Origin of the sequence: Shewanella septentrionalis (genome assembly GCF_025370265.1) — a bacterium.
Taxonomy (GTDB): Bacteria; Pseudomonadota; Gammaproteobacteria; order Enterobacterales; family Shewanellaceae; genus Shewanella; species Shewanella hafniensis.
In genome coordinates this window covers 45,642-62,976 of record NZ_JAMTCC010000023.1, presented here as the reverse complement: position 1 = coordinate 62,976, position 17,335 = coordinate 45,642, and the positions used below count along the sequence as shown (strand labels likewise).

18 protein-coding genes and 1 pseudogene are annotated in these 17,335 nt (G+C 46.9%); all 19 read right to left on the bottom strand.

Annotated features, from left to right (window positions below):
* Positions 1-9: 9 nt before the first annotated feature.
* A complete protein-coding gene (locus NE536_RS14205; protein WP_261273090.1) occupies positions 10-717 on the bottom strand; it encodes a TadE/TadG family type IV pilus assembly protein in 708 nt (235 codons plus the stop codon).
* Between the two features lies 1 nt (position 718).
* A complete protein-coding gene (locus NE536_RS14200; protein WP_261273089.1) occupies positions 719-1,159 on the bottom strand; it encodes a tetratricopeptide repeat protein in 441 nt (146 codons plus the stop codon).
* 2 nt (positions 1,160-1,161) lie between these two features.
* Positions 1,162-1,503, bottom strand: coding sequence for a DUF192 domain-containing protein (locus NE536_RS14195; protein ID WP_261273088.1), 342 nt, complete (start codon positions 1,501-1,503; stop codon positions 1,162-1,164).
* Complete coding sequence (locus tag NE536_RS14190; RefSeq protein WP_261273087.1) at positions 1,504-2,379, bottom strand: type II secretion system F family protein; 876 nt, start codon at positions 2,377-2,379, stop codon at positions 1,504-1,506.
* A gap of 5 nt (positions 2,380-2,384) precedes the next feature.
* On the bottom strand, positions 2,385-3,239 hold the full coding sequence (locus NE536_RS14185; protein WP_261273086.1) for a type II secretion system F family protein: 855 nt from the start codon (positions 3,237-3,239) through the stop codon (positions 2,385-2,387).
* The gene (locus tag NE536_RS14180) at positions 3,236-4,954 is read right to left on the bottom strand and encodes a TadA family conjugal transfer-associated ATPase (RefSeq protein WP_261273085.1); all 1,719 of its coding nucleotides are present in this window, start codon (positions 4,952-4,954) and stop codon (positions 3,236-3,238) included. Before NE536_RS14180 ends, NE536_RS14185 begins: the two co-directional genes overlap by 4 nt.
* Positions 4,955-4,963: 9 nt before the next feature.
* Positions 4,964-6,268, bottom strand: coding sequence for a type II and III secretion system protein family protein (locus tag NE536_RS14175; protein WP_259523900.1), 1,305 nt, complete (start codon positions 6,266-6,268; stop codon positions 4,964-4,966).
* Between the two features lie 11 nt (positions 6,269-6,279).
* Positions 6,280-7,212 (bottom strand): Flp pilus assembly protein CpaB, encoded by a 933-nt coding sequence (gene cpaB / locus NE536_RS14170; RefSeq protein ID WP_261273084.1) that lies wholly within the window; start codon positions 7,210-7,212, stop codon positions 6,280-6,282.
* A gap of 11 nt (positions 7,213-7,223) precedes the next feature.
* Positions 7,224-7,475, bottom strand: a complete 252-nt coding sequence (locus NE536_RS14165; protein WP_259523898.1) for a hypothetical protein — start codon at positions 7,473-7,475, stop codon at positions 7,224-7,226.
* Positions 7,475-8,119: a hypothetical protein gene (locus NE536_RS14160; protein WP_261273083.1), complete on the bottom strand. Its 645-nt coding sequence runs from the start codon at positions 8,117-8,119 to the stop codon at positions 7,475-7,477. Before NE536_RS14160 ends, NE536_RS14165 begins: the two co-directional genes overlap by 1 nt.
* Positions 8,120-8,133: 14 nt before the next feature.
* Complete coding sequence (locus tag NE536_RS14155; protein ID WP_261273082.1) at positions 8,134-9,033, bottom strand: hypothetical protein; 900 nt, start codon at positions 9,031-9,033, stop codon at positions 8,134-8,136.
* Positions 9,030-10,670, bottom strand: a complete 1,641-nt coding sequence (locus NE536_RS14150; RefSeq protein WP_261273081.1) for a TadE/TadG family type IV pilus assembly protein — start codon at positions 10,668-10,670, stop codon at positions 9,030-9,032. The genes NE536_RS14155 and NE536_RS14150 overlap by 4 nt, the downstream gene beginning before the upstream one ends.
* Positions 10,671-10,818: 148 nt before the next feature.
* The gene (locus NE536_RS14145; RefSeq protein ID WP_261273080.1) at positions 10,819-11,391 is read right to left on the bottom strand and encodes a hypothetical protein; all 573 of its coding nucleotides are present in this window, start codon (positions 11,389-11,391) and stop codon (positions 10,819-10,821) included.
* 48 nt (positions 11,392-11,439) lie between these two features.
* A complete protein-coding gene (locus tag NE536_RS14140; protein ID WP_261273079.1) occupies positions 11,440-11,928 on the bottom strand; it encodes a hypothetical protein in 489 nt (162 codons plus the stop codon).
* 192 nt (positions 11,929-12,120) lie between these two features.
* On the bottom strand, positions 12,121-12,396 hold the full coding sequence (locus NE536_RS14135; RefSeq protein WP_261273078.1) for a pilus assembly protein: 276 nt from the start codon (positions 12,394-12,396) through the stop codon (positions 12,121-12,123).
* A gap of 122 nt (positions 12,397-12,518) precedes the next feature.
* Entirely contained in the window at positions 12,519-13,115 is a 597-nt protein-coding gene (locus tag NE536_RS14130; RefSeq protein WP_261273077.1) for a response regulator transcription factor, read from the bottom strand.
* A gap of 198 nt (positions 13,116-13,313) precedes the next feature.
* A pseudogene (locus NE536_RS14125) lies at positions 13,314-14,054 on the bottom strand (phage integrase SAM-like domain-containing protein); the annotation flags it as partial.
* Positions 14,055-14,217: 163 nt separating this feature from the next.
* Positions 14,218-15,579 (bottom strand): tRNA uridine-5-carboxymethylaminomethyl(34) synthesis GTPase MnmE, encoded by a 1,362-nt coding sequence (mnmE, locus tag NE536_RS14120; RefSeq protein ID WP_261273076.1) that lies wholly within the window; start codon positions 15,577-15,579, stop codon positions 14,218-14,220.
* Between the two features lie 127 nt (positions 15,580-15,706).
* On the bottom strand, positions 15,707-17,332 hold the full coding sequence (yidC, locus tag NE536_RS14115) for a membrane protein insertase YidC (RefSeq protein WP_106648782.1): 1,626 nt from the start codon (positions 17,330-17,332) through the stop codon (positions 15,707-15,709).
* Between the last annotated feature and the right edge of the window lie 3 nt (positions 17,333-17,335).

The window sequence follows — 17,335 nt, the reverse complement described above, 5'->3', positions numbered from 1 at the left end:
CCATTCCTATTATTTCAAATTTCCATCAGATACTATATGTGACTGCATTCTGATTGTTGACTGCGAACTTAGCGCCAGTCGCGGCCCACCTAATGCGCCAAGCGCGTTACATGCTCTTTGCTCAGGAGAACCAAACCACCCCAGGCTTGAAACCAAGAGTTCGCGTAAAATCGGCACCTTCAGTTTGTAGCACCAAAGTGTTTTAACTTTCAGTAAGTTGGCATCCTGAATATTCAGGCTTTCGTTTTTTCCGGCAATTTTAACGGTTTCTTTTTTGGCTGAACGGTAGAGCAAACTGTCATTGGGAATAATCCAGCGCTCCTTATCAGTAGTATCGTTCACCAAGGCTGTTTTACGTTTCACTTTGAAGGTGTCAAAAACGGCAATTGTGGGATGAACTATGGTGACGGTTGCGGATGCCTTATTCATCGCGGCTTCATCTAGCCTGACCTTGATATAAGCTTCTCCCATTTTCAGGGTCCCGGTTCCGCCCTGCATATATAAAGGCACCATGCCTTTACGCAGTGCTTCGCGCATTGGGTCAAGCTGAGCGTTGTTAAGAGAACCCGCACGGGCTGCTTCAAATGTCGCAGTATTCAAGGTGGTTTTGGCGCGATAGATATAGGTAAATTCCAATATTCCACACAACACCAGGAAGAAAATTGGCATCAGCACCAGAAACTCTGTCAGGCTTTGACCACTGAAATACCGTTTCACGTTAATTCCCCTTGGAAACCTGATTAAGGGATTGCGTCAACAGCTTGATTTGCTTTAGTTCCAAGGTGTCTGGCGCAAGAATTTGTTCGGCCTGCTGCAGAATTTGCCGTGATTGATTGAGTTTAACTACTGCTAGGTTAAACCAGGCTTTGCCATCCTGACTGTCCAGTGCCAACACCTTCTCATAGCAACGAATCGAAGCCTCATATCGTCCCTGACGGGCATAGATATTCCCAAGCTTAAACCAGGACTCTTTATACTCTGGATTAGTCTGAGTTAGCTGTAGGTACAGGGTTTCAGCGTCGGTGAAACGGGCTTCTGTGTAGGCCTGTTCGGCGACTTTCAGTCTGTCAGTGAAGGATACATCGGTCTGTGGCTTGTTCGGTGCCGCGGCACAAGCTGTTAGCAGAATGCAAAGTGATATCAGTACGATTAGCTTCATTACTATCTCAATTCCAGTTGTTGCCCGAGCGCCAGTTCCAGACGACCGACACTGCCCGAGGCCAATTCCAATGTGTGTTCGGCATCGGCGCAGTACGCCATCTGCCACGGCGCCAGATCAGGCACCAATTTACAAATCTTCAGTTCGCCATCCACAAAGACAATATCCAACGCATATCGCATACCAAACATGTGGATCGCGCGGCAATCGTTGAACAAAAAACCTTCATCCTCCAGCAAAGGCGGCTTACCCAACAAGCCTCTGGCGCGTTGCCAAAAACTGCGCGGTAAAAACACCCTATTCAGCAGCGCTCGTTCACCTAAATACAAAGATTTAAGTTGCATTTATCCCCCTTTAGAAAACAGCTCGAACAGCTGTGTTGCGATAGGGAAAAACAGCACAATAAAGGTGGTGGGAAAGATGAATAGCACCAAAGGTCCCACCAGTTTTACAGGCGCTTGCATCGCCAGCTTTTCGGCACGCTGGAAACGTTCAGTGCGTCGTTGCTCAGATTGGATCCTCAAGGTTTCGCCCACGCTTGAACCACTTTTTTCTGCATGGGAAAGGGATGACACTAGGCTGCGTATTTCACGAATATCCAGGCGTTCGCTCATATTCCGCAGTGCCTCAATTTTCCCAACGCCGGCTTTAATATCCCGAAGCACCTTTTGAAACTCATGATTCAGTGGCCCTGGGGGACCCTTTTCAACGGCCTGCATCAGAGCACTGTTAAGATTCATCCCAGCTTCAACCGCCATAGTAATGAAGTCGAGATAGACTGGTAACAGGCGCACAATCTCCTTTTCGACCTTCTTTTTACGGTCGTTGAGATTGATTTCAGGAAAAATGAAACCGAACAGTGAAAACGCCAGCGGGACGATACCAGCAGGCTTGCCCAACATCAGAAAGCATAGCCAGGAAAACAGCATAAACATGAATGCTGACAATAGCTTAAGCGCAAAAAACTGTTGAGCCGTTACCAAGTAAGCAAGACCTGCCCGTCTCAGTTTAATTTTGCTTTGCTCGATGTATTCCACCGAGAGTAAGTCACCGAAGTAATGGGACAGAAAATTGATTACTGGCCAACTGAGCCTCATCAGCGGCGGCAGCGGATCCATATATTGCCTGTCGGCCTTTTTCACAAAACTGACAATACGCCCAAAGGCTATGAATCCGATGAAAATGGCGATGCTGATAGCTAATGAAATAATAAAGGTCATCGCAATTACACATCTATGCTGACGATTTTTCTGATAAAGAAAAATCCAATAATTTCAAGTACAACTACGATGGATATCACCACCCAGCCATACCATTCCGTCCACAGCAGCGACATCTGCTCCGGTTCCATTTGATACAGGACCAATCCCAGCAAGATTGGCAGTCCTGTCATCACATAGCCCTGTGCTCGCCCCTGAGCTGTAAGCGCATCAATCTTGCCTTCCATCTCCAATTTGCGGCGCAAGGTATTTGCCATACGTTCAAGGGTTTCAGCCAGATTGCCGCCGATTTCCCGGGAGATTTTCATCCCACAGATCACCAGGTTCAGATCCATTAGCGGAATGCGCATGTAAAGATTGTCCAGCGCTTCGTTGAAGCTCACCCCTACACGCACTTCCCGCAGGAACAAATCAAACTCCTGCTTGATCGGGTCGCTGGATTCCGAAATAACAGACTCCAGAGCCTGATTCAAACTGGCGCCTGATCGCATTGCCGTCGATGTTCCCTGCAACATGTCTGGCAATTGATTGATAAAGGCCTGTTGCCGTCGCTTTCGCAGTATCGAGAAAATCACGGCTGGAGACGCCCCCACTAAAACAGCCATTAAGGCAGCGGGGATGAGATTACCAGTCAGGAAAAAAGTGAAAACGAAAACCAGCACCACGGCCGCTAGGTTTAGCATGAACAGCTTTTCTGGCTCGATGGTCAGGAACAGATCTGACAGCTTGATCTTGGCCTGTGCCGTGAAGTTCCGCCGATAGCTGACAGCGGCATTGGAAACCACCCGCACCAAAAGCCAGGTAAAGACCCCGGCTGACAGTGAGAAAAACGCCGCAACCAGCGCAATTTCAGAAATCATAGTGCCAAGTCCTTAACCTTGGCGCTGGGAGAAAAGATATCCATATCCACTTCCAGTCCACGTTTCGCAAGCTCTTCATAAAACTGCGGCACTATGCCGGTAGAGACAAACTCCCCTTTCACCTTGCCATCTTCGCCGTAACCGTTCTGCTGGAATCGGAATATTTCACCGAGCTGGATACGATTGCCTTCGACTCCGGCAACTTCACAGATACTGATAATTTTGCGCGAACCACAGGCAAAACGGGTTTGCTGTACAATCAAGTTAACAGCCGATGAGATCTGCTCACGAATAGCCAAAATCGGCAGATCCACCCCAGCCATCATCACCATCACTTCCAAACGTGAAATACAATCTCTGGGGCTGTTGGCGTGAGCCGTGCTGAGTGATCCATCGTGGCCTGTGTTCATTGCCTGCAACATATCCAAGGCTTCGCCACCACGGCACTCACCCACCACAATCCGGTCTGGACGCATACGCAAACAGTTTTTCACCAACTCCCTAATCGGCACTTCCCCCTTACCCTCCTGGTTTGATGGCCTAGCTTCGAGTGAAATAAGGTTACTCTGGGTCAACTTGAGTTCCGCGGCATCCTCTACGGTGATAACCCGTTCGTGCACCGGAATAAAGTTGGATAGTACATTCAAAAGTGTGGTTTTACCTGAGCCGGTTCCGCCAGAGATGATGATGTTTTGCTTATGCTTCACCGCCATATTCAGAAATTGCACCATGGCTGGGCTCAGGGTGTTAAAATTCACCAAATGCTGAGCGGTGAGTCGCTCCTTCATAAATTTACGAATGGTGATACAGGGGCCTTTCAGCGCAATGGGGGGGATCACCGCATTTACCCGTGAACCATCTTTCAGTCGGGCATCCACAGTGGGTGAGCTTTCATCTATACGCCGTCCAAGCGGTGTTACAATTCGCTCAATCGCCGCCAACACAGAGCGATCATCGGTAAAGGTCACGTCTGATTTGGTAATGCGTCCTGCTTTCTCATAGAAGATTTCATCGGCAGCGTTCACCATTATTTCACTGACGTCCTCCATCGCCAACAAAGACTCCAGCGGACCAAGGCCAACCGCTTCGTTGAGCACCTGATCAGAGACTTTTTGCCTGTTGAGCTCTGCCGGAAAATCTTCCATCTGCGCCACAATACCGCCAATCATAGTGTCAGTGAAAGTACGCAGTTCCTCATCCGTCATGGTATTCACGTTTATACGACGTAAATCCATTTGTTTAAGTAATTCCTGATGGATTTTGCTACGCCATTCTCTGACGAGAGTGGAGTGATCGCTATCCGCAGCAACAGGCTCTTTTACTTGCAGCTTTTGTGGCGGCGGGACCTCCTGCACCTTGGCGGTGTCAGTCAAGTCCGTCGCCGTTGCCACGGGAGCTGAATCGGAATTAGTTTTGAGCTTGGTGTGATTTTTGGCCGTTATTTGGTAAGAGTGCAGCTCAATCAAATCCTCTGGCTGCAGCGGACCGTAGGTCTCGACAGCATTGCCATTGACCCTGAGACCACTTCTTGGGGTTAACTCACTGACAAACAGGCCATCATCGGTACGAGTGAAGCGAATGTGCTCCTTGCCAATTCGCCAGCCATGTAGCTGTACAAAGCAAGAGTCGTCTTTACCCAAAATACAGCTTGCTTCCTGGCAAATCTTATCTGCAACCCGGGTGCCTTTGTTAGTTTGAATATGCAGTTGAAACATCACTCCACCTCACTCTAATAACCAATCTGAGGTCGGTACATCAACTTCGGTACCTTCCATTTCCGTCAAATTCTGCTGAATGTCTTCAGGGAGCGGTACATCAACTTTGGCTACTGTAGGTGTGACCAGAATGATCAGCTCGCTGCGTCCTTCCTGGAAATTACGAGAGGTGAAGAGCTCCCCCAAAATAGGAATGTCCCCCAGCAGTGGCAGCTTTTCGTAGCTACGACTGTCTTCCATCTTGATAAGGCCTGAAATCACCAGCGTTTCGCCAGCTTTCATATTGACCACCGACTCGGTATTGCGTGTTAGCAAACCTGGAACTCCCTGTACCACGGTGGAGAAGTCGATGGAGCTCATTTCCGCCCGAACGGTAGAAATAATATTGCCCTGTTCGTCGATAACCGGCTCAATATCCAGTTGAATACCATAGTCCTGCATTTCTACTACGGGCTGACCAAACTCATTTAACACCGCGAGTGGGTAAGAACCTCCTGATTGAAAACTGGCTTTCTCCCCACTGCGCGTACTGAGGGAAGGTTCTGCCAAAATACGGGCAGTACCTTGCTCCTTAAGCAGATTAATTATGGAGTTAATACCGGTGGCTATGCCGCCGTAACCATAAGCTTTGGATGATGAAATAGGTAGGGTGCCATCAAAGAGTTCCAGCAGCTTATTGCCGTCAGAACCGAATACGTAATAGTCGTTGGGTTTGAAATTGGTCACCAGAGCCAGGGAGGGGCCACTGATGGCATTATCCCAGTTGATACCGAACTGCAGACCGTTGTTTTTGTTTATCTCAAGCACCTTGACCTGCATTTTGACCATATCTTTGATTTCAATCTGCTCGGCCCTGACCATGGAGATGACGCCGGGAAACTTCCCCAGCGTTCCCTGGAATAAGGTTGCATCCTCAGGACGGATTTTCCCTTCTGCCAGAATGATCCCGCTCTCGTGACGGAAGCTGACATGCTCAAAGGTGCGGAAAATTGAGCGAAGCTCTTTCAGGATTTTACTGGCTTGTGCCGGCAACACATCCACAGTGACCGTAAGTTTACGTTCGCCAGCCTTCCAGACGTGCAGTTCAGTGGATCCCGGAGTTTTGGGGATAAGAAGCAACTCGCCATTGTCCATCACACTGGCACCAAGAACGGTATCCATACCCACAGCAATTCGCTTAATTTTTCCAACCTGGATGGTTTTTACCTGTCCCATGTACAGCTCAATGTATTGTTTTGCCGGTGCTGCCAAGGTCGATTGAGCCAATACCAATCCAAGCAAGAACACCACCACATTTACGCGCTTAAAAAACATATCCTTGTCACCTAATTCTTAACTGCCTGAGAGGAAGCGTTGTATTTCAAAAGACTGAGTTCACCCGTTTTTGTGCTCGGGCTTGCAATGGATACGGTTACCGGTTTTAGGCCGCCACCGGACGTACTGGATAAGGTATAAAGCTGGTACTGCCCTTCACTGTTGACTTCAGACGCTAACTGTTTGCTGTCGAACATCGTTTTGGCCAGTCGCTGCTCGTCTGAGCGGTTTCGCAGCATGAAGGCTATCTCACCGACCTCTTTGGCCAGTACAAGCTTTGCCGCGTCTTGATATTTCACACCGACTGTGATTGACGAGTATTCGAGGGAGCCTTTGCCAACGCCATGAAGCACAAAGTCCTGAGTGGGTGAAACCAGAGAAATGTCATCCACAGCCAGAATTCGAACGCTTTGCAAAAGTGGCTGGATTTGAGTGATCTTGTCGGTACTTTCTCCTTCAGGGTCAACTTCGGTGACCAACATGAGATCAACGATATCCCCCGGTAAGGTCATTCCTGAAACTGAATTGATTTCATCGATTTGCAATGTCACGGCACGTTCGCCTTCACCGAGTAGATCTGAAAAGCTTTCAATACCAAGGCCCGAGACATAGTGGGTCAGCAAAGGCTCTCCGGGTGACATATCGTGCTTCACTACTTGGCCGTTGTAATAATCAAAATCACCTGGCGCGACAGCGGATGCCGAAGCGAACGCTGCTGGCATATCGGCGACCGCCATATTGTCCGAGCTGATGATTTCGCCTATTTGTACTGGTCTGGATGCAACCACTACAGAAACTGTTTCAGCTTCCTCCTGTACGATTTGGTTCTTTAATATTTCTTCTTTATTTTTTAAATAGTTATTTGACAGCCAGAACGCGGCTATTGCGACAAGTACTGCAATAGTCAGCATTAACCAACTGCTTTTAGATTTTTGGAAAGACACAAGTGACTCCTTTACTTGTTAAAGCTTTCTAATTCCGTTTTCGCTTTAGGGGCTGGATTAACGTTTGTCGACGCCTTGAGTGACGTCACCTGAAATTGACTTAACGTTTGCGCATAGATGTAGCCAGCATGCTCCTGCTTCACTGCATCAATCAGCATATTGGCTATCGATTTGTTGTCTTTGTAAGGCATAAAGAAAATCGTCACTAACACCACAATGCCCAGTGCATATTCCGTTACGCCAAATCCACGCTGCCTTTTCATTAGTTGTCTATCCTTATCGCCTGAATGAAGGTTTGACCATCTCTGTTGGTCATAGCCAAATTTAGGGTGCTGTTGTCCTTAGCAAAAAGTAGGGCCTCACCTTCTGAAGAAGCTGATTCTCCATGTTGCAATATCCAGCCTTGCCCGGTTAAGGCCGACTTGTAAAACACCATGTTCGACGTCACAGACATCTTGTTGACCAGTAATAAATGCCGTGATTCACGCAGGCCATCGTAAGCCTTGATATCGTTGGCAACCTTGGTATTACGCGCCATGGGAAAGCCTTCTCCCAAGTTTTTCAGCCGTTTTTTTTCCATAGATGGCAAGTTGGAAATGGCCAGAGTGCCGGAGATACGCAGCTTATCCAGTTGTTGGAACTGCACCGTATAAAGTAATCCATCTTTGAGGTGGGAATAGATAATCCAGTCGCCAAAGGCCGACTCCCTGATTTCACCCCGCCAGGCATCATGATAAAACTGATAAATATCCTCGGGAGATTTATTGGTGTCAAAACCGGTAATCGACATATCGACGCCATTAAAAACCAGATCGTCAGCAACCACCTGCAACTTAAAAAACTTGGGAATGGGAAATTGCACGCTTTCCTGCGCCTGAGTACCAAAGGCAATCAGCAAGGCTAACACTATGCTCCGCATCATCATCTTCTCCTGTGCCCTAACTCTTGTAATTTGGCTTTTAAATGCCTCTCACAATTAGCAGGTGTACTGACACTCCCCTTGCTATCGTAGGCGCCAAGCCTGACACAGGGAACCGCATCCGGCTCAATCTTGGCCAAATCCAGCCACCCCAGCTCCTCGGCAATGGGCAATACAGACAAGAGTTTCATCAGTTTCTCCAGCCCCAGCTTCTCGGCGAATGCGCCAATGGGCACCAGATACTTAAGCTCACGTTTCGCTGCGACAGGCCCACCAATCATCCAGCCTTCGGTAAGCAAGGCCCCCTGGCGAGTCATCGCCAGACTCTTATCACTAAGCTCAGGAAACCACTTAAAACTGCGTAACTTGCTGCTGACATTGACCCGATAGAAGCCTTTGTTACTGAGCTCCATGTTAGGTGCGATGGAGAGCACCTTGCCAACCGCGGTCGATACCTTGGAAAAGTCACCGGGAAGCCCTGACTCGTTGGTTTGGCTGCTGTGATAAAAACCGGCTTTGTTTTTATCTTCTTCAAATAAGGTTACCCACTTACGCGTGGTCTGATCTTTTACCTGCAGCACGGGGTTTAACGTTTCCTGCACCTGATTGGTATTTTGCCTCAAATAAATGGCTGCATTTTTATCGGCAAACACGCGATTGCGGATCTCGTTACTGATTTGAATATCAGTTTTAACCGGCGTGTCCATATCGCGGTTTTTGGGTTTGCTTTGGAAATACGCCACCCGTTCCCAGACGGCATAACGTGCCGCCTGTTCCGTCATTTGACGGTTTTCCACGTGTTTGAACACCATGGGCAACAGCAACGCTAACGGCATCAGTACAAAACCACTAATGACAATAAACTCGGCTAGTACGCCGCCACGTTGTTTCAGGGACTTCATGAAATAACCCCCAAACCAATCAACATCTTAATAAGGTTGTCATCACTCTTCTGTAAGCGGGTCTGCCAGAATGGGTTATACAGATTGCCGAACTCTCTGAGTTTGTCCTGTCTGGACCATTTGATCATCCAGGGCTTATTACTGCGGGACTTTACTTCGTCGGGTCTGGAGAAAATAGGGACCGCCGACGCCAAGGCAAACAACTGCTGGTCAGGCATGCCGCCCTTTTCTTCAATTTTGTACTTATCCGATCTGTCTGCCTTGGTATTCCAGCCATCCAGCGTCTTACGGGTTGGCATTTTCGATTCGTCTTTTTTCAGTAGTACAGTAAACTCGGGGCCGATATCAGTTTTTGTGTCAGCTTTGAAGTCTAGGAAAGTTCTCAGGCCCTCTGTTTTTCGAAGGTTATAATCAATGTCCCCCTTACTTTCACCCTGGTGCCAGGTTGGGCGGTATACCCCGCTGGCCGCGCTGTTATTGCGCCAGGCATTTGACCAAGCTTGACGATTGTTGTCGTTATTGTAGTTAACGGCCTTCCATTCACCGTTGTGTGGAAAGGCTTTCTCCGCAACGCCCCTGCGATCTCCATAGGTGTATCTGTCACTGCGCAGTTCCTTATCCAGTGCATGAGCAGCGCCCCACCCCAACGGTGAAAACTCTCGGGTTCTGGTCTTATGGCAGAAAGTCCCACGGCGATATTTGTGCCAAAAACTGAATGTATCCAGTGAGGTCCAGCTCCACTGATATTCACGGTTATTCTTGGTCACGGTAAAGTCGGTGCCGCCGTATTTTTCCGCCCAAATTCTTCCGGTAATAGGACCATCACATCCGATTGGCACTGGAATGCGCGGCCCCACCTTATAGCCACGATTCGCCATCATGCGATCACGGGAGTCGTTTACCACGTTGCCAAACTCCGCAAATCGCTGAGCAGTCAAAGATTCATTGCGGATCTGTCGGCGCTCGAAGTAATGGGTTGAACCGCGATAGGCTTGAATGAACTTGCCAAAGTTGTATGCGTTGACCAAGGGGCTGGCCTGAACATCTGGGTCGTTAAGCTTGATGGCTTCATTATATAAACTGATCCCTGATGCCAGCGTCGCCTCATGGTTAACGCGTTGCAGCCCTGCCAGCAATGTAATGAGCTGGTCTTGGGCTAAGATAAAGGGGCCACCGCCAGTCTTGATGGCATTTCTCAGCACTGTGGTACCTTTGTGCATGACTTCAGTCAGCTTTTCTATGATAGGTCCGACATAGGGGATCCATTGGATCCAGTCACCGATGGTTTCAAGATTTCCGGTGAACTCGTGGATCATATTCGTCCATGACGCGAGCGCTACGACCTGGCCGATGGCAATTTGATTAGCAACCATGGCCCGATTGGTGATGGCGATAACATTCATATCGCGGGTAATCATGGTGGCGGTACTGTAGGCAACGTTGTCGGCCGTGTTCTGTAATCGCACCCGCTCGGTCGCGACCACACCTGAGTCATACAAAGAAAATACCGCCAAACCAATTGCGGCAAATATCGCCAGAAAAAGGACGCTGGCGTATCCTGCCTGTCGGTGAGGGAATCTACTTAAATCAGTTTTTGCTGCGACTCTGTATAACAGGTAGCGGTAGAACACTTGCATGGCTCAATCCTTGACCGTGGTTTCTGTCCTTCGAGTGGCGCACGCCGTGAACTCTTCCGATATTGAGAGCATAGTAAAGCCGATGGCGATGCTTGAAAGCTCAGCCTTTATTCACATTTTATTTGTTGCTTGGGTGTGGTGACGCCTGCTATTGATACTCTGCCTTCCATAAAGTCAAAGGTTCGGCGGAGCACCATTGCCAGAATTTCGTTTCCACCATGTCACTTGCCGTGGCAGCATCCCGCCCCTCAAACAAGCGCCAATTTTCCTCTGCAGATTTCAGGGCATACTGTCTCAAGTGACCGGAGACAGTCTCGAAATCGGATGGCTCAAGAAGAAATATGCTGCCATCTCTGTAATACTCCCAGGGCACCTGATCGTTAGGTTGTCGTAGATGATTCTGGAAGAACGCCTCGCTGTAGATACTGGCCGAAGCGCCTGCCGACACACAGTCGTTCCAACGTTGGCAGCGAAAGAAATACTCGTCCTCGTCTTCAGCTGTGCCACTTAATTCACTGTAGGGGCAAGCTCGTTCCCAAGGCTTATCGATATTGGCTTCGGCCACACCTTTGCGCGCCAGTTCAATCTCATGGGGCTTAGGAAGCATCTCCAATAACAAGTCATAGCCAGTTTTTTCCTCTGCAATGGAAATAGAGGCGGCACTGAGCAGCGAGACACAAAGTAAAAGTTTTGCTTGAAATAACCTTGTTCTGAATCGCATTTTTGCACCTAAGTCACTGTTGATAAGAAGTTGAAATACATATCAATCCTAATCATCGAGTTTACTTTTCCAAATAGATAAAGGTTCGATCGCGCACCATTGCCAGAATTGCTTTTTAACGAGTTTGTCAGCTTCGCTAGGACTGCGCCCTTCAAACAAGCGCCAGTTTTCTTCAGCAAACTTCAAGGCGTAGTTATAAGAGTGCCCCGAACCGCCACCAAATTCTGCGTCATTCTTGGCCAAGTCTTCGCCATCTTGTTTCCACTGCTGAGGGATTTTCTCCCCCGTTTTATGGTGCTTGAAAAAACCTTCAGTAAACTGACTCGCTGAAGCTCCCATCGTCTTACAGTCTTGCCAGCGGAGACAACGGAGATGAATTTCGTCTAAGTCAATATCGCCCGAATCGTCAAAGAGCAAGCGAGAACTGTTATATGGGCATGGCCGCTCCCAAGCATTCTCTATGCTTGTTTCTGCGACACCCTTACGGGCAAATTCAACCTCATGGGGTTTTGGTGCATTAGCAAGGATGCTTTGCACAGTTAGCACTTTTTCTTCCGCCATTGATGAAGGAGCAAGCACGAGCAGTGATACACAAAGTAAAAGTTTTACGCGAAAAAGTATTGGGCTGAATAACATCGTTGCAGTGTTCCGATACGAAATGTGTTGTTTTACGATAAAAGGGATTAGGCCACATGACGCTGTAGCCTTGGTCCCATTATGTCATAGCTATTAACGAGTACTGGCTTTAGACGCAGTTTCGTTATATGCGTTTAAACCACCCGCTTTATTCGCATCTGTTACTGCTTTTTTACCTGCTTTTTCAGCTTGACTGTTGGCAGTCTTAGCTTCATTTGCACTACCTGAAAGTTCAGCTGCCATAGAAGCTGTTTGGTTACGTACCACATCACCAAACATAGTGAACGCACCGATAGCTGCAATGGCAATCAGAGCCACGATGATGATGTATTCAGTCATGCCCTGACCGCGAATTTTACGTTGAGACATAGTTTCACTCCTTGAATCAATTGATAGTAATTTCGCGGTTATTATTAGAGCGATCTTTCGATGGAACAATTGCCCAGGAGGATAAAAATTACTTAGGCATCACACCCTGAAGGGGTAGTTAATTAGTATGACGACATTAATTGAATTCGCCCTTTAAGATTGTTTTTTCTGTAAATATTTTGGAGATGCATTTTCACTGTGTTAAGTGAAATATTCAATACTTTGGCAATCTCCTGATTGCTTAGTCCTTTGAAAATACAGTCAACAACTTGACGTTCTTTATGGGTTATATCCAAGGGCATTCGTGTTGAATTAACGGCTTGACTTTTAAATTTCATGTCAAAAATATATAAAGATAACGCTTTCTGGGTGAAGTGCATCTCCCCTTTAATAAGACAATCTATTGCTGATAAATGTGATACTAAAGAACTATTTTTGACAACTTGCCCATGAAATCCAGCTCTTAGCAATGTAATTTCTCTTTGAGTATCGTGATGATTGACGACAGCAACATAGACTGTTAATTTTTCATGTCGCAATACCAATCTGGGAGATATTTTTTGTGTACAGTCTACAAAAATAATTCGATTAATATATGGTTGTTCATTGTTTGATAGTGCCTTTCGTAAACACAATCCATTCGTAAAATAAATTTTTTTCAACTCTGGTAACAAGTCAAAACCTTCTCCCTCCAGACGAATACTATTTCGTATATTCATACGTACATTCTCATATATCCATATATCCATATATATCACTCGGGAAAAACATTACTCTAGTTAAACAAACTCTGAGTATGACATTTCAACTTTTTTATTGTACGATCCTACGCCTAATTAATAAGCTAAAGCAAAACCTCCCCACTGAAAAGGATTTTTTATGGGAAAAAATACGTTATTGAGTGCTGTACTATTAACCACCACTGCCTGTATGTCTGACCAGCGTAGACCCGTAGTGCAGGAGAACAGAAATGCTCTTCGTAGCACATCGTAACGGCATTCAGCCTTGGTAAGGGCCTTTACCTCATCCAGAGTGAGGTAAGTGCGCTGTGTCCTCTCTACTTTGATGGATTTGACTTGTTCAACAGGGTTATCTCTGATGATTCGGTCTCGTTGCGCTTGGTTGAGTGCAGCCCTAATTTTATTGAAGTAGCTACAGGCGGTATTCCTGGAGAAGCCGGTATCTGATTTTGTCATTGCCTCATGCTGTAGGTAATGGCGGAACCCTTCCAAATAGTATTTATCTACTTGTTCAAAAGTGAGTTCTGCGTGGCGGTGATAACGGTGGAGATGGATGCCCGCAGAAACCCAAATTGAGTAGTTGGATTTGCTACCGGATGCTTTACTCGCTGTAATTTGGTCGAAGTAGTCAAAGAAGCTGGCATTGAGTTTTGTGCGGTCATCTAAGCCATGTTTGGCAGATTCCATTTCTAGCAGGCGTTTGGCACGAATAGCTTCTGCTTTTTGCAGTGTAGTTTTATTGTACTCGCGCTCAACTGCGTTTTTTGGCTTGTTATAGAGGAATAGATTCAGCGGTTCGTAAGAGCGCTTTTGAGCCCTTGAACCGTCTTCCGAGGTCTTTGAGCCGTAATAGTACACAAGCCTGATGGGGCGCAGGCCATTCTTATCTGGTTCTCGTTTTTGTATATTGATTTTCATAGGTTTTTCTCATCTTGTTCTCCGCATGTGCTCCAGAATTTATCTTTGGAGCACATACGGAGCAAGAATAGACAAAACCCTTCAAATTGCTTCCAACCCAATAAAACAAAATTATTTTAAAATCATAATGTTGTTTTGATTTGGTTTGATGCGTTTTACTCTTTTACTTCCCGATACAGAAAGAGCTGAAAATCTTGCCGAGTAGGTCGTCAGAAGTGAAGCGGCCAGTGATCTCTGATAGTGCTAATTGGCACATGCGTAGCTCTTCCGCCAGTAGTTCTCCTGCAAGGTAAACCTCTAACTGCTCTTTACCCAATTGCAGGTGTCCTGCGGCTAATTCAAGGGCTTCTAAATGACGACGACGGGCGATAAAGCCACCTTCGAGATTACTCTGATAACCCATAAGTGACTTCAAGTGTTGCTTTAATTCTTCAACACCTAAGCCTGTTTTTGCTGAGATCCGGTAGACGCTATAACCTTGTTCTTCGGTCATCATTAAGTCTTCGCCAGTGAGATCGGCCTTATTACGGATCACTGTTACGCCTAAACTGGAGGGAAGGCGATCGACAAAGTCTGGCCAAATCGCATGGGGATCGACGGCAGCGGTTGTTGTGCCATCCACCATAAATAGCACGCGATCGGCGCTGTTTATTTCATTCCATGCGCGTTCAATACCAATTTGTTCTACGGTATCAGTGGTATCACGCAGGCCTGCGGTATCAATAATGTGCAGCGGCATACCATCTAAATGGATATGTTCACGTAATACGTCGCGTGTTGTACCGGCTATTTCAGTCACAATGGCCGACTCTTTACCTGCTAACGCATTCAGTAAGCTCGATTTTCCGGCATTAGGGCGACCTGCTATCACGACTTTCATGCCTTCGCGGATGATAGAACCTTGTTTAGCACTGGCTTGCACTAGGTCGAGTTTGTCGATGATTTTATAGAGAGCATTGGCAATTTTGCCGTCACTTAAAAAATCGACTTCTTCATCGGGGAAATCAATCGCGGCTTCAACGTATAAACGCAGGTTAGTGACTTGGTCCACCAGCTCATGGACTTCCTTAGAAAACTCACCTTGTAGTGATTGTAGTGCGCTTTTAGCGGCTTGCTCACTGGTAGCGTCGATAAGGTCGGCAATGGCTTCGGCTTGGGTTAAGTCGAGTTTATCGTTCATAAAGGCTTGTTCGCTGAACTCGCCTGGTTTTGCGATACGAATGCCACCGACTTCCATTACCCGTTTGATCAGCATATCGAGGACGATTTGGCCGCCGTGGCCTTGAAGTTCCAGTACATCTTCGCCAGTAAAGGAATTAGGTCCTTTAAAGAATAGCGCTATGCCTTGGTCTATCACTTGGCCCGATGCACTTTTAAAATCGCAATAATCGGCATATCGGGTTTTAGGAAGATGACCTAATACGGCCATAGCGACATCACTGGCTTTGTCGCCTGAAATTCGAATGATGCCTACGCCGCCACGTCCGGGCGCGGTGGCTTGAGCCACAATAGTGTCAGTTGTCATGGAAATACCCACCAAACTAATATCTACTAAATAATGTAAAGGAAAAGGCGGCCAATTAAGCCGCCTTTTAGTGTCATGCGTTCACATTAATCTGTAACGATGCGCTAGAGTCTTGGAAATCTTAGGCTTATTTTAAGCCTTTTTTCTCAAGACCTGCATAAATAATCTTCTGCTGCGTGATAGCAACTATGTTACCCACTAACCAGTACAGTACTAGACCTGCTGGGAACCAGAGGAAGAATACGGTAAAGATTACTGGCATCCACTGCATCATTTTCACTTGCATAGGGTCCATAGTCGGTGCAATAGGTTGCATCTTCTGCATCACAAACATAGATACGCCCATCAATAATGGCAGTATGTAGTAAGGATCTTGTACCGATAAATCGTGGATCCACAACATAAAGGGTGCGTGACGTAATTCGAAGCTTTCTAACAATACCCAGTACAAGGCAATGAAGATTGGCATCTGTAAAATAATAGGTAAACAGCCACCCATAGGGTTAACTTTTTCTTTCTTATACAGTTCCATCATGGCCTGACCCATCTTTTGACGGTCATCACCAAAGCGTTCTTTCAAGTCAGTCAGTTTAGGTTGCAGGTTACGCATTTTCGCCATTGAAGTGTACTGCGCTTTTGTTAGCGGGAACAGTAAACCACGAACGGTTAAGGTGATCAGAATAATCGCCACACCCCAGTTACCGACGAATGATTGATAGAACATCAATAACCAGTGGATTGGTACGGCTAGCCACCATAGGAAGCCGTAATCGACCACTAGGTTTAAGGTATCAGAGATGGCTGACAGTGCTTTTTGATCCTTAGGACCGACATAGAACTGTGAGCTAATTTCTTGGGTCGCACCAGGTGCAATATCATATACCGCACCGCGGAAACCAATATTGGCTAAACCGCCCGCACTGACACTAGAGAAAATAGTGTTGCTGTCGGTAGCCGGTGGGATCCACGCCGAAACGAAGTAATGTTGTAGCATGGCAGCCCAACCGCCCAACGTTGCTTGGTTCAGGTTGCTTTTCGCCATGTCATCAAATTTGTATTTCTCATAACGCACATCTTGCGTAGAGAATGCGCCGCCACGATAGGTAGGCATCATCATGCTGCTTTCAGACGGTTTAATCGTTTGTTTTATTTGACCGTACATTTGAACTTGCAGTGGAGCAGCTGAAGTATTGTTGATTTTATAGTCAACATCTACGTTGAACTTACCGCGATGGAATACAAACACTTTAGTGTATGTCACGCCATTATCGCCGACATAAGTTAACGGCACTTCTAAAGTGTCTTGACCTTCGGCTAAGGTATATTCAGTCGCTGCAGTGCTAAATGTGGCACGGCCTTTGGCGCTGCTGTCGATACCATCGCGACCTATAAGGCCGCTCTGGGCGATATAAGTGAAATCTTTCGTTTGCTCAAGCAACACGAAGGGTTGATCTTTATCCTGTTCCATCTTGTGCGAAACTAACGCAGCAAAAACGATGTCACCACCGATTGGATTAATTTGAACGTCCAATTGGTCTGTTTTCACAGTAATCAGTTTGCTGGTTGCTGTCACTGCTGCAGGAACACCTGTATCAGCTTCTGGAACATCGGCACTGTGTGAGCTTGCCGCGTTCGCCACTAAGGACGATTCGGTTGCAACGGGTTTAGGAGCTTTGTCTGCTTGCCACTGTTGCCACAGCAAAAAGCTGACAAACAGTAGTCCTATGAGCAATATATTGCGTTGAGATTCCATAGC

Bases quoted from the DNA above. Each gene is read 5' to 3' on its own strand.
- NE536_RS14200 (WP_261273089.1), bottom strand. From the start codon at position 1,159: ATGAAGCTAATCGTACTGATATCACTTTGCATTCTGCTAACAGCTTGT.
- NE536_RS14195 (WP_261273088.1), bottom strand. From the start codon at position 1,503: ATGCAACTTAAATCTTTGTATTTAGGTGAACGAGCGCTGCTGAATAGG.
- NE536_RS14190 (WP_261273087.1), bottom strand. From the start codon at position 2,379: ATGACCTTTATTATTTCATTAGCTATCAGCATCGCCATTTTCATCGGA.
- NE536_RS14185 (WP_261273086.1), bottom strand. From the start codon at position 3,239: ATGATTTCTGAAATTGCGCTGGTTGCGGCGTTTTTCTCACTGTCAGCC.
- NE536_RS14180 (WP_261273085.1), bottom strand. From the start codon at position 4,954: ATGTTTCAACTGCATATTCAAACTAACAAAGGCACCCGGGTTGCAGAT.
- NE536_RS14175 (WP_259523900.1), bottom strand. From the start codon at position 6,268: ATGTTTTTTAAGCGCGTAAATGTGGTGGTGTTCTTGCTTGGATTGGTA.
- NE536_RS14165 (WP_259523898.1), bottom strand. From the start codon at position 7,475: ATGAAAAGGCAGCGTGGATTTGGCGTAACGGAATATGCACTGGGCATT.
- NE536_RS14155 (WP_261273082.1), bottom strand. From the start codon at position 9,033: ATGAAGTCCCTGAAACAACGTGGCGGCGTACTAGCCGAGTTTATTGTC.
- NE536_RS14150 (WP_261273081.1), bottom strand. From the start codon at position 10,670: ATGCAAGTGTTCTACCGCTACCTGTTATACAGAGTCGCAGCAAAAACT.
- NE536_RS14145 (WP_261273080.1), bottom strand. From the start codon at position 11,391: ATGCGATTCAGAACAAGGTTATTTCAAGCAAAACTTTTACTTTGTGTC.
- NE536_RS14135 (WP_261273078.1), bottom strand. From the start codon at position 12,396: ATGTCTCAACGTAAAATTCGCGGTCAGGGCATGACTGAATACATCATC.
- NE536_RS14130 (WP_261273077.1), bottom strand. From the start codon at position 13,115: ATGAATATACGAAATAGTATTCGTCTGGAGGGAGAAGGTTTTGACTTG.
- mnmE (WP_261273076.1), bottom strand. From the start codon at position 15,579: ATGACAACTGACACTATTGTGGCTCAAGCCACCGCGCCCGGACGTGGC.
- yidC (WP_106648782.1), bottom strand. From the start codon at position 17,332: ATGGAATCTCAACGCAATATATTGCTCATAGGACTACTGTTTGTCAGC.